The organism is Delftia sp. WSY_7 (genome assembly GCF_043104845.1).
GTDB classification, from domain to species: domain Bacteria; phylum Pseudomonadota; class Gammaproteobacteria; order Burkholderiales; family Burkholderiaceae_C; genus Comamonas; species Comamonas tsuruhatensis.
The window spans coordinates 121,610-138,952 of record NZ_JBICLB010000040.1; the positions used below are offsets into that span (position 1 = coordinate 121,610).

At 67.3% G+C, this 17,343-nt stretch carries 18 protein-coding genes; 10 read left to right on the top strand and 8 right to left on the bottom strand.

Features of this window, described 5'->3' with window-relative positions:
- The first annotated feature begins 179 nt into the window (after positions 1–179).
- Both ACF8ME_RS22495 and ACF8ME_RS22500 read left to right on the top strand, forming a co-directional pair.
- The gene (locus tag ACF8ME_RS22495) at positions 180–818 is read left to right on the top strand and encodes a hypothetical protein (RefSeq protein ID WP_267177973.1); all 639 of its coding nucleotides are present in this window, start codon (positions 180–182) and stop codon (positions 816–818) included.
- A gap of 32 nt (positions 819–850) precedes the next feature.
- Positions 851–1,657, top strand: coding sequence for a hypothetical protein (locus ACF8ME_RS22500; protein ID WP_074921406.1), 807 nt, complete (start codon positions 851–853; stop codon positions 1,655–1,657).
- 33 nt (positions 1,658–1,690) lie between these two features.
- On the opposite strand, the gene ACF8ME_RS22505 is transcribed toward ACF8ME_RS22500, so the two are convergent.
- Complete coding sequence (locus tag ACF8ME_RS22505; protein ID WP_016451380.1) at positions 1,691–1,945, bottom strand: hypothetical protein; 255 nt, start codon at positions 1,943–1,945, stop codon at positions 1,691–1,693.
- A gap of 262 nt (positions 1,946–2,207) precedes the next feature.
- On the opposite strand from ACF8ME_RS22505, the gene ACF8ME_RS22510 reads away from it, so the two are divergent.
- Together ACF8ME_RS22510 and ACF8ME_RS22515 are read left to right on the top strand one after the other, a co-directional pair.
- On the top strand, positions 2,208–2,504 hold the full coding sequence (locus ACF8ME_RS22510; RefSeq protein WP_043790100.1) for a type II toxin-antitoxin system RelB/DinJ family antitoxin: 297 nt from the start codon (positions 2,208–2,210) through the stop codon (positions 2,502–2,504).
- Positions 2,504–2,839: a type II toxin-antitoxin system YafQ family toxin gene (locus ACF8ME_RS22515; protein WP_141834648.1), complete on the top strand. Its 336-nt coding sequence runs from the start codon at positions 2,504–2,506 to the stop codon at positions 2,837–2,839. The genes ACF8ME_RS22510 and ACF8ME_RS22515 overlap by 1 nt, the downstream gene beginning before the upstream one ends.
- A gap of 35 nt (positions 2,840–2,874) precedes the next feature.
- On the opposite strand, the gene ACF8ME_RS22520 is transcribed toward ACF8ME_RS22515, so the two are convergent.
- Positions 2,875–3,495: a glutathione S-transferase family protein gene (locus ACF8ME_RS22520; protein ID WP_016449195.1), complete on the bottom strand. Its 621-nt coding sequence runs from the start codon at positions 3,493–3,495 to the stop codon at positions 2,875–2,877.
- 173 nt (positions 3,496–3,668) lie between these two features.
- Positions 3,669–3,926: a helix-turn-helix domain-containing protein gene (locus ACF8ME_RS22525; RefSeq protein ID WP_034396000.1), complete on the bottom strand. Its 258-nt coding sequence runs from the start codon at positions 3,924–3,926 to the stop codon at positions 3,669–3,671.
- Positions 3,927–4,116: 190 nt separating this feature from the next.
- Between ACF8ME_RS22525 and ACF8ME_RS22530 the strand changes: the two genes are divergently transcribed.
- Positions 4,117–4,500 carry a hypothetical protein gene (locus ACF8ME_RS22530; protein WP_083571187.1) on the top strand — a complete coding sequence of 128 codons (384 nt, stop codon included), beginning with the start codon at positions 4,117–4,119 and terminating at the stop codon, positions 4,498–4,500.
- 252 nt (positions 4,501–4,752) lie between these two features.
- On the opposite strand, the gene ACF8ME_RS22535 is transcribed toward ACF8ME_RS22530, so the two are convergent.
- From ACF8ME_RS22535 to ACF8ME_RS22545, 3 genes are all read right to left on the bottom strand, one after another.
- Positions 4,753–7,224, bottom strand: coding sequence for a TonB-dependent siderophore receptor (locus ACF8ME_RS22535; RefSeq protein WP_392418262.1), 2,472 nt, complete (start codon positions 7,222–7,224; stop codon positions 4,753–4,755).
- A gap of 102 nt (positions 7,225–7,326) precedes the next feature.
- Positions 7,327–8,364 carry a FecR domain-containing protein gene (locus ACF8ME_RS22540; protein ID WP_160855709.1) on the bottom strand — a complete coding sequence of 346 codons (1,038 nt, stop codon included), beginning with the start codon at positions 8,362–8,364 and terminating at the stop codon, positions 7,327–7,329.
- On the bottom strand, positions 8,361–8,876 hold the full coding sequence (locus tag ACF8ME_RS22545) for a sigma-70 family RNA polymerase sigma factor (RefSeq protein ID WP_016449199.1): 516 nt from the start codon (positions 8,874–8,876) through the stop codon (positions 8,361–8,363). The genes ACF8ME_RS22540 and ACF8ME_RS22545 overlap by 4 nt, the downstream gene beginning before the upstream one ends.
- A gap of 230 nt (positions 8,877–9,106) precedes the next feature.
- On the opposite strand from ACF8ME_RS22545, the gene ACF8ME_RS22550 reads away from it, so the two are divergent.
- The 4 genes from ACF8ME_RS22550 to ACF8ME_RS22565 all read left to right on the top strand — a co-directional run bounded on the left by ACF8ME_RS22550 (position 9,107) and on the right by ACF8ME_RS22565 (position 13,590).
- Complete coding sequence (locus ACF8ME_RS22550) at positions 9,107–9,721, top strand: OmpW family protein (RefSeq protein ID WP_016449200.1); 615 nt, start codon at positions 9,107–9,109, stop codon at positions 9,719–9,721.
- A gap of 362 nt (positions 9,722–10,083) precedes the next feature.
- Complete coding sequence (egtD, locus tag ACF8ME_RS22555; protein WP_046241879.1) at positions 10,084–11,142, top strand: L-histidine N(alpha)-methyltransferase; 1,059 nt, start codon at positions 10,084–10,086, stop codon at positions 11,140–11,142.
- Positions 11,129–12,439 carry an ergothioneine biosynthesis protein EgtB gene (gene egtB, locus ACF8ME_RS22560; RefSeq protein WP_047326791.1) on the top strand — a complete coding sequence of 437 codons (1,311 nt, stop codon included), beginning with the start codon at positions 11,129–11,131 and terminating at the stop codon, positions 12,437–12,439. Before egtD ends, egtB begins: the two co-directional genes overlap by 14 nt.
- Before the next feature lie 86 nt (positions 12,440–12,525).
- Positions 12,526–13,590, top strand: a complete 1,065-nt coding sequence (locus ACF8ME_RS22565) for a hypothetical protein (protein WP_392418264.1) — start codon at positions 12,526–12,528, stop codon at positions 13,588–13,590.
- Between the two features lie 7 nt (positions 13,591–13,597).
- Here ACF8ME_RS22565 and ACF8ME_RS22570 read toward each other — a convergent pair whose 3' ends face one another.
- Complete coding sequence (locus ACF8ME_RS22570) at positions 13,598–14,896, bottom strand: O-acetylhomoserine aminocarboxypropyltransferase/cysteine synthase family protein (RefSeq protein ID WP_392418266.1); 1,299 nt, start codon at positions 14,894–14,896, stop codon at positions 13,598–13,600.
- Positions 14,897–15,210: 314 nt separating this feature from the next.
- On the opposite strand from ACF8ME_RS22570, the gene ACF8ME_RS22575 reads away from it, so the two are divergent.
- Positions 15,211–16,389, top strand: a complete 1,179-nt coding sequence (locus tag ACF8ME_RS22575) for a diguanylate cyclase (protein WP_392418268.1) — start codon at positions 15,211–15,213, stop codon at positions 16,387–16,389.
- Here ACF8ME_RS22575 and ACF8ME_RS22580 read toward each other — a convergent pair.
- Entirely contained in the window at positions 16,386–17,132 is a 747-nt protein-coding gene (locus ACF8ME_RS22580; RefSeq protein ID WP_392418270.1) for a 3'-5' exonuclease, read from the bottom strand. The genes ACF8ME_RS22575 and ACF8ME_RS22580 overlap by 4 nt on opposite strands.
- Positions 17,133–17,343 lie beyond the last annotated feature (211 nt).

Sequence of the window (17,343 nt, forward strand, 5' to 3'; positions counted from 1 at the left end):
TCCCCTGGAACTCTGCAAGGCCTGGCGTCCTCCTGTCCCTTGGCGGCGGCGCAATGCACTTGCGCCTGCCGGCCTCCGAGGTTCCGTGAACGGCCCATCGCCGCGCCAGAGCCATTGTCGGGACCGGGCGGCTGAAGCTGATTCCGCGCGGGTCCCTGGATTTTCATCAGGGGGATTCCATGATTTCCAATCTCACCAAGGCCAATGTGCTGCGCTCCGTCATCGCCGGCTGCTCGGTCGCGCAAGCGGGCAAGGCCGAGAAACTCGGCACCGAACGCGCACGCACCGCCCTCAATCGCATCTGCGAACTGCTGAATCTGCCCAACGACCTGGACGCCATACATGCGGAGCCGGACCTGTACCTCGAATCCCTGGCCCATTTCGAGAGCCTGCCCCAGTTCGAGCTGCGCACTCCCCTGGTGGCCAAACTCAGGCAGGTCCTGGGCCTGCGCTCCTGCAGGCAACTGACGCCGGCCATGCTGGCGCAAGTCACCGCGTCACAGCTCATCAACCAGGGCATCTCCATCGTCGCGCTGGCCGATCTGCAGCAATGGCTGCTCAAGCACGATCTGTCGCTGCGGCACAGTCCGCCCGTCACGGAAGTGGACTTCAGGGAGGCCAGGAAAGCCATTGCCCTGCTGGATGCCTTCGACTTCGATACCGAATCGCTGGAGTGGCAAATGAATCACCTTGCCCGCCCGCGCGCCAGGGGCAGGGGAAGGCGTGCCGCCGCCACGGCCCCCTCAACTGGCAGGCCTGCAGGCGAATCCCCTTCTGCCGGCTCCGCTCCTGCGTCTGCGTCTGCGTCTGCGCCCTAATATCGGCTTTCCCGAACCAAGCTCAGCACACCATGAAGCTCCCCTTGCTTGCCGCCATGGCCCTGGCACTGCAGCTGCTGGCGCCAGGGCCCGCCATGGCAGCCGACGACATCGTCTTCAAGGACAGCGCCGGCCGCGTGCTCAAGCGCAGTGACCTGGACAAGGCCGATGGCCGTTTCAGCTGGGAACTGCCCCGCGCCACACCCGTCAGCCAGGCGGCGCGCGATGCCCATGCCCTGGGCCGCGCCGCAGGGCAGCGCGGTGACAACCGGGCTGCGCTGGCGCATTTCGAGACCGCCTCGAAGCTGGCGCCGGACTGGCCTTATCCCGTCTACGACGCCGCATTCACCTACCTGCTGCAAAAGGACTTCGATGCGGCCTATCGCCACTACCGGCGCGTGGATGCAATGGCTCCCAGGGGTTTCTTCACGGCCAAGACGGCCGTGCACAGCCTGCGCATGGAGCGCGATGGCAAGCTCCCGCAAGGCACCTATCTGCGCTACCTCGCCCTGGAGTGGGAGACCGACAGGAGCAAGGTGCGCCAGGCCGCCCTGGCCATGACCCGCGAAACCCCTGGCTTCGCCCCCGCCTGGAAGACAGCCGCCCTGATGGAAGACGACCCCGACCAATGCCTTGCCCTGCTGGACAGCGGCCTGAAGGCCGGCCCCGATGCCCAGACCCGCGGCTTTCTGCTGCTGAACAAGGCCCTGCTGCTGCGCGAGCGCAACCAGATTCCCGAGGCCATGGTGATGCTGGGAGAGCTGGCGGTGGACCCCCGGTCTCCGCTGGATGTCGAGGCGCTGGCGCGGCACACGCTGGCGCAGTGGGCGCGGCCTTGAGACCGGCACCCGCGCCTTCGCTGGCCGGCCCACTCAGCGCATCGCCAGCTCCACGGCCTCCGCAGACAGCCCGTAGGCCTCGACAAAGACCTCGATGCGGTCCTGCGTCTGCGCGTTCACAAACGTCTCCATGCCCACGCTGTCCATCTCCCCTGACAGCATCTGGCCCGTATTCACGGGGCGGGTATCGAGCTGCTGCGCCAGCACGCAGCTGTCCTCTCCCTCCGGCTGCAGGCCGATGAGCCCTGTCTGGTTGTTGATGGCAATCACCCTGGCTTGTCTTTGCATGCTCCACCCTGTCGTCTGAATCCGTCGTTTCTGGAATGGCGAAAAGGCGCCGCCTTGTGCAACGCCCCTGCCTGTCCTGGCGACTGTAGGCAAGGCTTGGGGGCGGCGGTAGAGGTCTGGGGCTTGGAGGACTGCCAAGGGAAATTTACGAATGACTGTCTGGTTTTTTGTTTTTGCAAGTGAATGCGTGTGGAAGGTCGCAGCAACAGTTGATTTGAGATTGCCTAGAATATGTCGGCAAGTGACCTCAAAGGAGCAAAAGATGACCATCATCCGTACTACTGTGGATGACAAGATCTACGACAGCGCTGCCGACATACTTTCTACGCTGGGCATGGATGTGAACGCCGCCGTGCGCATGTTTCTGCAGGGCGTTGTGCTGCACAACGGCATTCCCTTTGACCTGCGGCTGACGGCGGAGCAGGTGCAGGCGATGCGGCTGCGTCGCGAGACAAACCGGCAGGCCACTTTGGAGGCGAGAGAAATCGCCAGAGGCGGTGAACCTGGACATGCCTCTGTTGAAGCCATGCTGCAGGCCATGGAAAGGGATGAAGCCTGATGGCCGGCAAGAAGGGCTACAGGCTGCGCACCATCGCGTACACCAAGACCTTCAAGAAGGACTACCAGCGCATGGCGGCATCAGGCCGCTACGACATGACACTGGTGAACCAGGTCGGCGGCCTGCTCATTGCCCACACGGCGCAGCAGGTGCTGGCGGCGCAGTGGAGCGATCACGCCTTGATCGCCGACGATGAATGGGACGCGGGCGACCGGGACATCCATCTGGGAGGGGACTTCCTGCTGATCTATCGCATTGATCCGCATCCCGAAGCCAAGGACATGGAGATCGTCATCTTCAAGCGCCTTGGAACCCACAGCGATCTGTTTGGCTGAGCGCGGCCATCGCAGGCCGCGGGCAGCCTCCCCCCTCAGCTCCCCAGCGCCCCGCGCACGGCAGCGCGCTCGCCCATGCGCTTGAAGTGCGCCTGCACCTTGGGGAAGCCGGCGATGTCCACGCCGTCGCCCTCCAGCCAGCCGGCAATGGTGAACAGATAGGCGTCGGCCACGGAATAGTCGGAGCCCAGCACCCAGGGCGCGTCGCCCAGGTAGTGGCGCTCTATCACGCCAAAGCATTCGGCCATGTTGGCTGCCACCTTGCGCTGCATGGAGGCAATGGCCGCCTCGTCATCGGCCCAGCGGCCTGCGCGCCGGCCATGGGCGTGGGCCACGTGCACGGTGGAGGACAGGTAGCCGTGGAACTCCTGCATGTGGGCGAAGGCATAGGCATCGTCCAGCGGGGCAAGCCGGGCTTCGGGAAAGCGCCGGGCAATATAGGCGAGCAGGGCCGGCGTTTCGGTGAGCACGCCGCGCTCGGTCACCAGGGCGGGCACGCGGCCCTTGGGATTGATGGCCAGGTATTCGGGGCTGCGCTGCTCGCCCTTGGAGAAATCGAGCTTGACGACTTCATGGGGCGCATTGGCCTCGATCAGGGCGATGCGGGCGGCCAGGGCGCAGGTGCCGGGAGCGTAGTAGAGCTTGAGGGTGGTCATGAAAGAGACGGGTAGGGGTGGGATACGGGCAGATTCTGCCGTCGACGCCGATGGCCGGGCCGGCCCTCCAAGTTAGTGCGTATTGCAGGGGCGTGCAAGCGGCATCTGCGTCTTTGCTTATGCCGGTCCGGGGTGTTACAGCGCCCGGCTTCCTGTCCTGTCGAAAGGAGCCGTCAATCGCCGGCCGGGTCACTGCCCTGACCGATCACCTTCATGCGCTTCTCCACATCCTTGATCAATGCAGACGGCGTGATGTCCAGGGCATCGCAAAGCTGAAACAGCATGCGGATGCTTGGGCTGTTGCGGCCCAACTCTATCAACGACACATAAGAACGGTCCATGTCTGCGCGCAGAGCCAAGTCTGTCTGCGACCAATTGCGCTTTGTTCTCAGGCTGCGCAGCGCCTGTCCGAATGCCTGATCTGGTTCCACGTTGCTTGCTCAAAATATTCAGCAAGGTTCGCTCTAGGCAATTGGTGATTTGTTGAATATATTCAGCAAAATCATTGGCTTCGATAGATTGAGCCAAATATGTTGGCGCGCGCCAAAAAAGCCTTGGCAAGAGTTCACGCAAATCAGGGGGAGGACGTAGTCAATGCACCAATGCAACTGCGACGGCGCAATGCCATGCGATTGCGAAGAGCAGGTCAACGATGCGCTGTGCCAGATGGGCGCTGCACTGAGCGTGCTGGAGATGCATGCCGAGCGCGTGCAAAGCCCGGAAATCTCTGCTGTCCGTGATCTGCTGCACCGCTACCACGAAGAGGCCCACCATGCGGCGGGCCTGGTGCACATGGCCGCGCCGGTGGTCTGCCTGCTGAACGATCTGTCTCTGAACCTGCGGCGGATCATCGCCCTGGTCGGGCGGCTCCATGGCGACGACAACGACGATCCCATCCTCTACGCGGTGAGCTATCTGTTGCTGTCCGCCAGGCGTTTTGCCGAGGGCGGGGCCTGCACGGAGGCCCTCCTGGCCGGCAGCAATGGCCGCGCCGAGAACCAGTAAGCCGCAGCCACGGCCTCGCACCTAGAACCCGGCATCACACATCGGTGGCCGCTGGCCTGCTGCGCAATGCGTTGCATGCATCCAACGCCATCCGATCCAGACGAGCAGGTCCGCGATGCGCTGTGCTGGATGCAAGCTGCACCGAGCGTGCTGCAGATGCATGCCGAGTGGGCTGTCTGTTGCTCTCCGCCGGGCGTTGTTCCAAGAGCGGGGGCCTGCATTGCTCCCCCTGGCGGGCAGCAATGGCGGCACTCAGAACCGATAGGCCGCCGCCAAACGCACCTCGCGCCCGAAGCCCAGCGCGCAGAATTGCGCGCCGCCACGGAAGGTGTTGCATTGCGTGCGGTACTGGCTGTCGGTGAGGTTGCTTAGGTTGACCGAGAAGCGCCACGGGCCGGTGGTGTAGGCGGCCATGGCGTCCCACAGCGTGTAGGCGTCGTTCATGGGGGTCTTCACGCCGTCCATGGGCAGCTCGCCAGGCGTGGCGCTGATGTGGCGCAGGCCCAGGCCCAGCTCCAGGGCGCCGCGCTGGTACTTGCCCCACAGCGATGCGGCATGGCGCGGCGTGGCGCCGGGGCGCGCGCCGATCTCGATGGCGTTGTTGCTGCGCGTGACCCTGGAGTCGAGGTAGGTATAGGCCGCAATGGCCGAGAAGCCGCCGCCGATCTCGCCCTGGGCCTGCAGCTCCAGCCCCCGGTTGCGCACTTCGCCGGTCTGCACGTCGAAGCGCGGGTTGAGTGTGGATGGCGTGCGCACATTGCGCTTGCGCAGGTCGAACACTGCGGCGCTGAGTGTGTAGCCGGCCGACGGCGGCGCGTAGCGCAGGCCGGCCTCGAACTGGCGCGCGGTCTCGGGCTCGTAGGGCCTGCCGTTGGCGTCGGTGGCCGTGACCGTGGTCAGCGGCGGCTGGAAGGAGTTGTTGAAGGACACATAGGGCGCCAGGCCGCTGGGCGCCAGGTAGATCAGGCCCAGCCGCCCGGTGACGGCGCTGTCGGTGCGGCGCACGGTGGTGATGGCGAAGGGCGCGGTGGCTGCGGCGCGCGCGTCGTAGTCGGTGTCTATGCGTGCGCTGTCGCGGCGCAGGCCGGCGCTGAGCACCCAGCGCTCGCCGAACTTGATCTGGTCCTGCACGTACAGACCCGCCTGGTGCGTGCGTGCCAGCGCGCGGTCGCTGAGGTAGTTGTCATCCCAGTTCGGCGCGATGTGGATGGGGTTGACCAGGTCCAGCGGCGCCACGGCGCCGTTGAGCGAGTAGATGCGCCAGTCGAGCCTGGAGCGGTAGTAGTCGAAGCCCACGGCCCACTGGTGCGAGACGGCACCCGTCCGGTGGCGGCCTTCGATCTGCGTGTCCATGACCCAGGTCTGTTCGGCGTCGGGCCGCACCATGGCCAGGCGTGCCATGCCGCGCTGGTCGGCCGTCAGGCCCCGGTTGCGCATCTCGCGCCGGTCGTTGCGGCCGTCCAGGTAGCGCAGGTTGTTGCGCAGCGTGAGCTGGTCGTTCAGCCGGTGCTCCAGCAGCCAGCCCACGCTGGCGTTGCGCTTGTGGTGGCCAGATCCCGGTCCGCTGACGTTGATGTCCGTGGCCGACCAGCCCGCAGGCGTCTGGCGGTAGTAGGGGATGACGAAGCCGGTTTCGTCCTCCTGGTACTGCGCCAGCAGGGTGAGGCTGGTGCGCTCGCCCAGCAGTGTGAAGGAGGGGGCGATGTAGCTGCGATCGGCGCGCAGGCCGTTCCACTGCGTGCCCGATTCGCGCTTGAGCACGGTCAGCCGTGCCAGCGCCGTGCCCTGTTCATTGATGGCGCCACCGATGTCGGCCGTGAGCTGGCGCCGGTCGTGGCTGCCGAATTCCACGCCCACTTCGCGCTGCATGCCGGCGCGCGGGCGCTTGGTGACGGCATTGATCAGGCCGCCGGGCGCGGACTGGCCGTACAGCACCGAGGCCGGGCCGTGCACGACTTCCAGCCGCTCCAGTCCATACGGCTCCAGGTTGGTCATGAAGCCGTTGTGGACCATGCGCATGCCGTCCCGGTACAGGCCCGTGCCCGTCAGATAGAAACCGCGCACGGCCACGTCGTCATCGGTGATGCCGTAGTCCATGGGACGCACGCCCGCGCTGTAGCGCACGGCTTCGGCCACGCTGGAGATGGCCTGGTCGCGGATCTGGGCCTCGCCGATGATGCTGACCTGCTGCGGCGTCTCCAGCAGCGGCACATCCATCTTCATGGCCGAGGCGCTGCGGCGCGGCGCGTAGCCGGGCACGGCGCCCCAGGCGCTTTCATGCTCGGCATCGGCCAGCACGTTCACGGTGGGCAGCGCATGCTCGGCCGCGGCCCCGGGCCGCGCACGGTGCACGGCCCAGCCGCCTTCGGCCGTGCGCGTGGCCTGCAGCTGGTGCGGGGCGAGCAGGGCGGCAAGCCCTTCGTGCACGCCGCGCGTACCGCTCAGCGCCGCCGACTGTCGGCCCTGGACCAGGGCTGGATCGAACGAGAGGGTGATGCCTGCCTGGCGCGCGAGGCTGTGCAGGCTGGTCTCCAGATCACCGGCCGGCAGGTCGAACCGGATGGATCTGGCATCCGGGGCGGAGCTCGGGCTCTGGGCCACAGCGGTCATGGGCAGGCCCAGCGAGATCAACAGGCCCAGCATCAAGGCCTGTGCAGCCAGCGCCGTGGGGCGTGTGCACGAGGGTGGATGGGCGGCGCGGCGGGTGCTGGGCAGGCTGGGCATGGAGGCAGTCCTTGAGAAGCGGCAAAGGAAAAAGCGATGTCTTTGCTCCTATGCCGAACGGGCGGTGTGAAACCCGTAATGACTGCCTGAAAAAATTCCGGCTCAGGCTTTGACCAGGCGCATGGCGCTGCGGGCACCGCTGGCTGCACCTTGTCCGCGCTCCACACGCACAGGCAGCGTGCGGGCAATGGCGGCCAGCGCACGACCCGCCGGATCCGGCCCGTCCAGCTGGAATACGCCTGAAACACGCAGGGCAGCCACGTCGTCGGCGCATTCCATGGGCATGCCGGTCTGGCGTGACAGCTCGGTCACGAAGGCGTCCAGGCGCATGCGGCGGGCGACCAGTACGCCGTCGGTCCATGCGTCGGGCACCAGGCCTTCGTCGGGCAGGCGCACAGGGCGGTGCTGGCCGGCGTGCAGCACATGGGTTTCGCCGGAGGTGGCGACGATGGCGTCCAGGGTGCCTGGCGCAGTGCCGTCCAGCGCCCTGACATGGATGGCCACGCGGCCCTCGGTGACGTACAGGCGCGTGGCCGTGTCCGGGTGTTTTTCGTGGCGCACGCCGAAGCTGGTGCCCAGGGCCTCGAAGCGGGCCAGCGGCGTTTCCACCCAGAAGGAGCGTCGGCCCGCGAGGGAGCGCGGGTCGCTGCCGGTGTCGATGAAGATCTCGCCGCGTGCCAGGCGGACCACGCGGCGCAGCAAGGTGAAATCCACCTGCACCAGCGTGTCCGGTGCCAGGTGCAGGCGGCTGCCGTCGGCCAGCAGCGTGCTGCGGCGCTCACCGATGGCCGTGTCCAGCGCGATCTGCTCGCGCGGTGCAGCCCAGCGCCATGCCATGGATCCCAGCAGCAGGGCCGCGGGGCCCAGGAACAGCAGCCGCTGCAGGCTTGCGCGCCGGCCTCGCGCCGGCCCTGGGCCGGCGGACCGCAGCACGCCGTGGGCCAGGCCCGCCTGGCCGGCGGGCAGGGCGAACTGGGCCTCCACAGCCTGGACCTGTTGCCAGGCCTGTTCGTGCGCGGCGTGGCTGCTGCGCCATGCCTGGCAGGCGGCGCGGTCGGCATCGGTGGCCGTGCCGGAGGCCAGCCGCACGGCCCAGGCAATGGCCTGTTCCAGCGCCTGGGGGGCCTGGTCTGTGCTCACGCCGTCAGTTCCCTGCGCAGGGCAAGGCAGTGGCGTATGGCGGTGGCCATGTATTTCTCGACGGAGCTCAGGCACACGCCCAGCTGCAGGGCGATTTCCGGGTAGCTCAGGCCTTCCAGGCGGGAGAGCAGAAAGGCGCTGCGGGCCTTGGGCGGCAGGCCGGCCAGCAGGTTGTCCATGCGCACCAGGGATTCGATCAGCAGATGGCGCTCCTCGGCCGAGGGTGCCAGCGGCTCGGGCAGGCTGGCGATGGCGTCCAGGCAGGCGCGCTCCAGCGCGGCGCGGCGTGTGTGGTCCACGACCAGGCCGTGGGCGATGGTGGTGAGCCAGGCGCGCGGCTCGCGCACGCCATGCAGGGACTGGGGCTTGCCCAGCACGCGAATGAAGGTGTCCTGGGCCAGGTCGGCCGCATCGCAGGGATTGCCCAGCCTGCGCCTGAGCCAGCCCACCAGCCAGCCGTGGTGGTCGCTGTAGAGCAGGGCGATATCGGGGTGCGAAGGCGCGGCGGCCATGGAGCGGGTTCCTGGGGGAGCGGATTTGATAATGATTCGCATTCTATTTGAGCAATGGCTGCAGCCTGGCCGCAACTGGCCTGCCGCGCATGGCGTTGCATGCATCCAACGCGATCCGGCCATGCGACGGCGCCCACCTTCGGATTTGAGCTAGGACAAGACCGGCCTTGCCCGCCCCTGCTGCAATACAGCTACGGGATTTGCCCCGGGCTACTCCAAGACTCTCCATCATGAAAAGAACTCTGCTCGCCGTTGCTGCCGTTTGCGCCCTGTCGTCGGGTGCCGCCTTTGCGCAGCAGGCCGAAGGCCCCTGGATGGTGCGCGTGCGCGCCGTCCACCTGGACAGCGTCAACAAGGACAGCACGGGCCTGGGCCTGTCGATCAATGACAAGTGGATGCCCGAGCTGGACGTGTCCTACTTCTTCACGCCCAACATCGCGGCCGAGCTGGTGCTGACCTACCCGCAAAAGCATGACCTGCGTGCCAACGGCCTGGGTCAGATCGGCAGCCTCAAGCACCTGCCGCCCACGCTGCTGGCGCAATACCACTTCACCAATTTCGGCGCGTTCAAGCCCTACGTGGGCGCCGGTGTCAACTTCACGCGCTTTTCCAGCGTGAACTTCGATCCCGCCGTGCAGGCCGCGCTGAACCCCTCCATCAAGAAGAACAGTTTCGGCGGCGCGCTGCAGATCGGCTTCGACTATGCGCTGGACAAGAACTGGTCGCTGAATTTCGACGTGAAGAAGGTCTTCATCGAGACGGACGTGCGCGCTGGCGGCACCAAGGTGGGCACCTTCAAGGTGAACCCCGTGCTGGTTGGCGTGGGACTGGGCTATCGCTTCTGATCTTCGGATCATGAGCGAGGCACGCGCTGCTTCATCCGGCAGCGCGTAGTGAGGCAAGGATGGGTACTTGGTCCGGTATGCCGTTCGCGGCATACCGGATTTTTTTCGTCCGGCATGCTGCAGCGCACCAGATCTGCAGGTCATGAAAAAGACACGCTCGCTGGAAACTGTCCTACCCGCGTGCCCGGGGCGGGCGCCTAGGCTGGTGCCTCGGCCTGTCGGCGCGCGCCTTGCGAGGCGGGACGCCAGTTTGCAGGCTTCATTCTGGCTGCCCGCCCCCTTGGCGACCGCTCCCCGCTACAAGGCGGGGGCGCGGCATTCACCATGCTGAGGCGGTCGGCGCACAACGCGAGGCCCCCACCATGCTGTATGCCCACGATCATTCCGTGTCTTCCCCTCCATTGGCGTCGCGCGCCCAGCGCGTGCCCCTGCCCCTGCCTTCGGCCCCGCGCACACCGGCCGAAGGTGGCAGGAGAGAGGCTGCGCCGGAGCTGGCAGACAGCGCCCTGCGAGCAACCCTGGCCGAATTGCAGCACGGGCTGATGCAGCCGCAGGCGCGGGTCTCGCCCAAGTTTCTCTATGACTCACGCGGCTGCGACCTGTTCGAACAGATCACGCGGCTGCCCGAGTACTACCCCACGCGCACCGAGGCCGCCATCCTGGCCGACTCCGGTCCGGCCATGGCCGAGGCCCTGCGCGGCAGCGAGGTGCTGATCGAGCTGGGTGCCGGCAACTGCGAAAAGGTGCGCGGCCTGTGCCGCAGCCTGCGTCCACGGCACTTCGTGGGCGTGGACATTGCGGGCGCCTTCCTGCGCCAGTCCGTGCGGCGCCTGGCCGAGGAGTTTCCGCAGCTGCAGGCCCATGCCGTCACGGCCGACATCACCGAGCCGCTGGCCCTGCCGCCCTATATCCCGCAGGCCGGCCGGCTGCTGTTCTACCCGGGCTCGTCCATAGGCAACTTCGACCCTGAACAGGCCCAGCGCATGCTGGGCCAGATGCGGGCCCTGCTCAGCGACGACGGTGGGCTGCTGATCGGCATAGACCTGCCCAAACCCATACAGTGGCTGGAGCCTGCCTATGACGATGCCCAGGGCGTGACGGCGCGCTTCAACCTCAACCTGCTCAGCCATGTGAACCACCTGCTGGGCAGCGACTTCAACGAGGGCGACTGGGAACATGTGGCCTTCTTCAACACCGAGCACTCGCGCATCGAAATGCACCTGCGCGCGCGGCGCCCGCTGATCGTTGGCTGGCCCCAGGGGCTGCGGCACTTCGCGGCCGGCGAGACCATACACACCGAGAACAGCTACAAATACCCGCTGCCCGACTTCCTGGACATGCTGGCCTGTGCGGGCTTCGGGGCCTGCCAGGTCTGGACCGATGAGCGCCAGTGGTTTGCCGTGATCCATGCCCATGCGTGAAATGCCCGCCGTCTTCCGCTGGGTGCAGCGCTACGAGGCCGTGCGCCAGACCACCGTGCTGCTGGCCGCCCCCTTGTCCGCCGAGGATGCCTGCGTACAGTCCATGCCCGATGCCAGCCCTGCCAAATGGCATCTGGCGCATACCACCTGGTTCTTCGAGACCTTTGTCCTGGCCGAGCACGCGCCCGGCGTGCCGCCCTTCGATCCCGACTTCCGCGTGCTGTTCAACTCCTACTACCAGCAGGTGGGTGCGCGGCATCCGCGTGCCCAGCGCGGGCTGCTGACCCGGCCCTCGATGGCGCGGGTGCTGGCCTACCGCGAAGCCGTGGACCAGCGCATGCTGCAGATGTTCGAGGACTGGGGCACGCAGCCGCCTGCGCGTCTGGCCGCGTTGCTGGAGCTGGGCCTGCAGCATGAGCAGCAGCACCAGGAACTGCTGCTGACCGACATCAAGCACCTGCTGTCGTGCCACCCGCTGTGGCCTGCCTATCGAGAGCAGGAAGAGGGCATGCCTGCGCCTGGGCCGGCAGATGGAACGCCTGCCCCGCTGCAGTGGCAGACCGTGCCGCGTGGCATGCATGCCGTGGGCCATGGCGGCGAGGGCTTTGCGTTCGACAACGAGCGCCCGCGCCACGAGGTGTTTGTGCAAGGCTGCGAGATCGCGCAGCGGCCCGTGAGCAATGCCGAGTTCCTGCGCTTCGTCGAGGACGGCGGCTATGCCCAGCCGCAGTGGTGGCTGGCCGAAGGCTGGGACTGGCGCTGCGCGCAGCAACTGGAGCATCCCTGGTACTGGCGGCGCAATGCAGGCGGCGCGTTGGATGGCGCATCGGACGGCACGTGGCAGGAGTTCAGCCTGCATGGCGCGCTGGCGCTGGACGGGCGCCGCCCCGTTTGCCACATCTCGTATTTCGAGGCCGACGCCTATGCGCGCTGGGCCGGCGCGCGCTTGCCTACCGAGGCGGAATGGGAGGCGGCCTTTGCCGCGCCCATGGCGCAGCGCCCCGAGCACGACGAGCCGCCCGGCCCCGTGCACCCGCGCGCCATGCAGCCCGGCAGCCTTGCGCTGGGCGAGGTCTGGGAATGGACCCAGTCCGCCTACGGCGCCTACCCGGGCTTCCAGATCGCGGAGGGCGCCGTGGGTGAATACAACGGCAAGTTCATGGTCAACCAGTATGTGCTGCGGGGCGGCTCCTGCCTCACGCCGCCAGGCCATGCGCGCGCCAGCTACCGCAATTTCTTTCCCACGCAGGCGCGCTGGCAGATGACCGGCCTGCGGCTGGCGCGGGATCCGGCTTGAGCCTGCCCCTGCCGCATCTCCATGCATTGCGCCGCCCGCCGGTGCATGCAGTAGCATCGTCGGCCTCAATGATCCGAGGGAGTTCCATGTTGTTGCGTTCGCTTGTTCTTGCCATGCCGCTGTTCCTGGTCCTTGCCGGCTGCGCCACTGCGCCGCCCCAGGCTCCGGCGCCCAGCCAGCCACAGGAGCAGCCCCGGCCCCAGGTGCCTGCCCAGGCCCCGGCCGACACGCCGCGCGCCGAGCCCGAGGTGGCCAATCTCACGCCCCTGCCCAGCCTGCTGCTGATCGGCGAAGACGCAGCCGGCCGCTACTACTCCATGGTGGCCAAGGCCACCTTCACCATCGAGTCCGATGGCCGCCTGACCCTGGCCGACCAGGGCGGCGGCCAGGGCGGCGAGCCCGTCGCCCCGCATGCCGACATGCAGGACCAGAGCATGTCCACCGAATGCAAGCCCTATGGCGCCGTGGCCAACCAGCGCACCACCTGGTTCCCGTATACGGGCGTGTTCGTGCGCGGCGGCACGCTGGTCGGCGCCCAGGCGGATGGCGCCGATGCGGCCATCAAGACGCTGACCGAGCATGAAGGCGCCCAGATGCTGTACACGGGCAAGGATGCCGACCCCACCGAGTACTACTACGCGCCCTGTGTGGGCGCGCAGCGCGTGGCCACCGGCTGGCGGCTGGACCGCTATCTGCCCGATGGCGGACAGCTGCGCGTGCGTGCCGATGCGCGTAACGGCAATGGAAACGGCAAGGGCCAGACGCTGGCGCTGAAGCTGCCCAAGCCCTTTGCGCCCTTCGTGCTGGTGCGCTACCAGTCGGGAGCGATGATTCCCGTGCCCATGCGTGCCGTGCTGGCCACGGTGGACCTGCCCGAGCGCCGCGTGGTGCTGCAGTTCCAGGGCACCTACGCCGTGGAGCCGGCCATCCGCAAGATGGAGCTGCGCCTGATCGTGCCCGGCAGCCGCCCCTCCGAAGGAGAGACCGCCGCGCGCCACGCCGAACGAACCCAGGCCCAGCTGCGTGACCTGGCCCGCTGCGCCCCGCCGCGCGGCCATGCCATCGAGCCCTGCGCCAATCCGCAGCGCACGCCGGACCCGCTGATCTTCTATTCCTCGCAGGAACTGCGCGAGCGCTCGCGCAGGCCCTGAGGACGTCTCAGACCTTGTCCAGCGCCTGCTCCAGGTCGGCCAGCAGGTCGCTGATGTGCTCAATGCCCACGGACAGGCGCACCATGCCTTCGGTGACGCCGGCCTTGGCCAGTTCCTCGGCGTCGAGCTGGCGGTGCGTGGTCGATGCCGGGTGCGTGGCCAGGGACTTGGCGTCGCCGATGTTGACCAGGCGCGTGAACAGCTGCAGCGCATCCAGGAAGCGCGCACCGGCGGCGCGGGTGTCGCTGTCGCCGCTGCCGCCGCTGCCGTTCCTGAGGCTGAACGACAGGATGCCCGAGGCGCGGCCGCCCAGCTGCTTCTTCACCAGGGCGTGGTCGGGATGGTCCTGCAGGCCGGCGTAGCGCACCCATTCGATCTTGGGATGCCTTTGCAGCGTCTCGGCGATCTTCTGGGTGTTCTCGCAGATGCGGTCCATGCGCAGGGCCAGCGTCTCGATGCCCTGCAGGATCAGGAAGGCGTTGTGCGGCGACAGTGCGGCGCCGGTATTGCGCAGCGGCACCACGCGCACGCGGCCGATGTAGGCTGCCTCACCCAGGGCCTCGGTGTAGACCACGCCGTGGTAGCTGACATCGGGCTCGTTCAGGCGCTTGAAGCGGGCCTTGTGCTCGGCCCAGGGGAACTTGCCGCTGTCCACGACGGCGCCGCCCACGCTGTTGCCGTGGCCGCCCAGGTACTTGGTCAGCGAGTGCACGACGATGTCGGCGCCATGCTCGATGGGGCGCAGCAGGTAGGGGCTGGGCACGGTGTTGTCCACGATCAGCGGCACGCCGTGGGCGTGGGCCACGTCGGCCAGGGCGCGGATGTCGGTGACATTGCCCAGCGGGTTGCCGATGGACTCGATGAAGATGGCCTTGGTCTTCTCGTCGATGTGCTGGGCGAAGCTGGCCGGGTCGCGCGGATCGGCAAAGCGCACCGTGATGCCCTGCTGCGGGAAGGTGTGGGCGAACAGGTTGTAGGTGCCGCCGTAGAGCGTGCTGGCCGAGACGATGTTGTCGCCTGCCTCCGCGATGGCCTGGATGGCATAGGTGATGGCGGCCATGCCCGAGGCCACGGCCACGGCGGCAATGCCGCCTTCCAGCGCCGCGACGCGCTTTTCCAGCACGTCGGTGGTGGGGTTCATGATGCGCGTGTAGATGTTGCCGGCCACCTTGAGGTCGAACAGGTCGGCGCCATGCTGGGCACTGTCGAAGGCATAGGCCACGGTCTGGTAGATGGGCACGGCGGCCGACTTGGTGGTGGGGTCGGGCGAGTAGCCGGCGTGGACGGCCAGGGTTTCGATGCGCATGGAAGATTGCCTTTCTGGTGACGGCTTACGCAAGAAGGGCAGGGCGGGCCATTTGCCATGGGCCGCGGCGCGTTCCCGCATCCTGTTTGCGTAAGTCCTGAGGTTTTACAAGCGGAGGACGGTTGGCATTGTGGCGTGCCGGCCTCCGGTGCCCAACGATGCGTTGGTTACGAACATATACGCCGCAGACCGGTTGCTCCTCTGCCGCGCACAGATATGTCCGGCCTGGCTTTGCCAGGATCGTGAGTGAATGTGTATTTTTGTTAACAACGTGTTGTAACGTGACCTGATCGCTAGACTCCATTCGGGAGTTGATGGTGACGTTGACAGCAAGACATTTTCTGGCGCTGGCGGTGCCCTTGTGCACCTCGCTGCTGGCCGGCTGTTTCTATGTCTGCTGGCGGCATCTGCGTGCCCGGCGCGAGTTGCGCAGCATGTCCCTCGCCTTCACCGGATTCAGCCTGGCGCTGCTGCTGCAGGTCCTGGAGCGGCCTGCGGCCGTGCCCGTCAATGCGCTGGTCACGGCCGCGCTGCAGCTGGGTGCGGCCTGGTTCATCACCGAGGCCATGGCCATGCGCCAGGGCGTGCGACCGGATGCGCCGCTGGCGGCTGTCTTTGGCAGCGCAGTGCTGGCGGTGCTGGGCTACTACGCCTGGGTCGTTCCCGATGCGCAGGCGCGCCAGCATGTGCTCAATTTCGGCCTGGGACTGCAACTGGCCCTGCCGCTGTGGCGTTTGCCGCGTAGGCATCCCGGTACGGACTGGGACCGGCTGCTGCTGGGGGTGTTCGTGGTCTTTGCGCTGAGCTTTTTCGTTCGTGCGCTGTGGCTGACACCGCCTGGCGCCTCGCCACCGGCCGACGCGGCCAGTGAATGGCTGGGCGTTTCTTCCGCGTGCCTGGCGAAGCAGCTGAGCCTGCTGGTGTTCGGCCTGCTGTTCGCCATGGTGTTCCTGGCGGCGGCGGTGCGCGACACCGTGCAGGAGCTGCATGAGGAGCGCGACCGCGATCCGCTGACAGGGCTTCTGAACCGGCGCGCCTTCAAGGAGGAGGTGCAGCGCCGGCGGGCCGAGCACCCTCAGCTTTCAGCCGCCGTGCTGGTCTGTGATCTGGACCATTTCAAGCGGGTCAACGACGGCTGGGGCCACGCGGCCGGGGACGAAGTGCTGCAGCGCTTTGCGCGACTGCTGCTGCGCAGCACGCGCCAGCAGGACCTGGTGGCCCGCTTTGGCGGGGAAGAGTTCGTGGCCTTGCTGCCGCGTGCGGACCCTCTGGCCGTGCAGTCGATCACCCGGCGCATACAGACCCAGCTGCGCCTGATGGGCTTCAGCGGACTGCCCGACGAGGTGCGCATCACCGCCAGCTTCGGCGTGGCCTGGATGGCGCCGGGCCAGACGCTGGAGCAGGCGCTCGCGCGTGCCGACGCCATGCTCTACGAGGCCAAGCGCGCAGGCCGGGACCGGGTGCGGCTGGTGAAGGAAGAGGAAACGCTCTAGGACTTGGCCGGCGCTACCGCAGCCTGCAGCAGGCGAGCGGTGCGGGGCGGACGCGTTGTCTGGGGCGTCTGCGGGGCGCTGGAATCGCGCGGCCCGCGCGGTTCAAGCGCAGGCCTGGAAGGCCGCTGGGCCGCTGCCGGCTGGCGCAGCTCCCAGCCCGGCAGCGCGGCATGCACCATGGCGGCGCCGTGGGCGTCGTTGGCCGCATAGTGGCGCTGGGCCAGGCTCAGCTGCGGTGCAGCCCAGTTGGAGGTGGAGATCTTCTTGGACTTTTGGAAGTTCTGCCCCAGCACCAGGGCCACGGCCGCGCGCACGCCTACCGAGCTGGCGTAGCCATGGCGCTTGAACACGCGGTCCAGGTCGATCACGTTGTTCAGCGCCACGCCCAGGCGCGCGGGCAGCGCGCTGCGGTCATGGTCCAGCCCGAAGCCGGCCTTGCAGATGGCCTCGCTGGCCATCACGTCGGCCGCAAGCGCGCGTGCCTGCGCATGGTGCAGCTGCAGCAGCCAGGCCTGGTCGCAGGTGGCCAACTGCACCACATGGGGGCCGGTGTCGGTCTGGCTGGCGTGGAAAAGAGGCTTGCTCTCGGTATCGAAACCGAGCACGGGCGCGGCCATCAGCGCGGCGCGGGCGGCCGCGAATTCGGCGTCGGTGGCGGGCACGTGGATGCAGCGTTCCGGCAGGGCGGAAAAAGGCGGCAGCAGGCGGCTGTCTTCCTTGCTGGGGGCGTGCAGGCGGGGCATGGGAAAGGGGGGGAGGCCGAGGCGAGCCGTCAAGTATGCCTGCTCCTGCATGTCCCTTCGGCCCCGGGTTTTTATCCCCGATGCATGTGGACGGAGTTGTGGAAAACTCCGGGTGTAACTTGCCGAATCCGCGCCCTGCAAGGCTTTCCACGGAATGCCTAAAAAATCAGCGCAGTGGCGAAAGGGCGTCGATTAAGGGTAATTACGGATG

Bases quoted from the DNA above. Each gene is read 5' to 3' on its own strand.
- ACF8ME_RS22495 (WP_267177973.1), top strand. From the start codon at position 180: ATGATTTCCAATCTCACCAAGGCCAATGTGCTGCGCTCCGTCATCGCC.
- ACF8ME_RS22500 (WP_074921406.1), top strand. From the start codon at position 851: ATGAAGCTCCCCTTGCTTGCCGCCATGGCCCTGGCACTGCAGCTGCTG.
- ACF8ME_RS22505 (WP_016451380.1), bottom strand. From the start codon at position 1,945: ATGCAAAGACAAGCCAGGGTGATTGCCATCAACAACCAGACAGGGCTC.
- ACF8ME_RS22510 (WP_043790100.1), top strand. From the start codon at position 2,208: ATGACCATCATCCGTACTACTGTGGATGACAAGATCTACGACAGCGCT.
- ACF8ME_RS22515 (WP_141834648.1), top strand. From the start codon at position 2,504: ATGGCCGGCAAGAAGGGCTACAGGCTGCGCACCATCGCGTACACCAAG.
- ACF8ME_RS22520 (WP_016449195.1), bottom strand. From the start codon at position 3,495: ATGACCACCCTCAAGCTCTACTACGCTCCCGGCACCTGCGCCCTGGCC.
- ACF8ME_RS22530 (WP_083571187.1), top strand. From the start codon at position 4,117: ATGCCATGCGATTGCGAAGAGCAGGTCAACGATGCGCTGTGCCAGATG.
- ACF8ME_RS22535 (WP_392418262.1), bottom strand. From the start codon at position 7,224: ATGCCCAGCCTGCCCAGCACCCGCCGCGCCGCCCATCCACCCTCGTGC.
- ACF8ME_RS22545 (WP_016449199.1), bottom strand. From the start codon at position 8,876: ATGGCCGCCGCGCCTTCGCACCCCGATATCGCCCTGCTCTACAGCGAC.
- ACF8ME_RS22550 (WP_016449200.1), top strand. From the start codon at position 9,107: ATGAAAAGAACTCTGCTCGCCGTTGCTGCCGTTTGCGCCCTGTCGTCG.
- egtD (WP_046241879.1), top strand. From the start codon at position 10,084: ATGCTGTATGCCCACGATCATTCCGTGTCTTCCCCTCCATTGGCGTCG.
- egtB (WP_047326791.1), top strand. From the start codon at position 11,129: ATGCCCATGCGTGAAATGCCCGCCGTCTTCCGCTGGGTGCAGCGCTAC.
- ACF8ME_RS22565 (WP_392418264.1), top strand. From the start codon at position 12,526: ATGTTGTTGCGTTCGCTTGTTCTTGCCATGCCGCTGTTCCTGGTCCTT.
- ACF8ME_RS22570 (WP_392418266.1), bottom strand. From the start codon at position 14,896: ATGCGCATCGAAACCCTGGCCGTCCACGCCGGCTACTCGCCCGACCCC.
- ACF8ME_RS22575 (WP_392418268.1), top strand. From the start codon at position 15,211: ATGGTGACGTTGACAGCAAGACATTTTCTGGCGCTGGCGGTGCCCTTG.
- ACF8ME_RS22580 (WP_392418270.1), bottom strand. From the start codon at position 17,132: ATGCCCCGCCTGCACGCCCCCAGCAAGGAAGACAGCCGCCTGCTGCCG.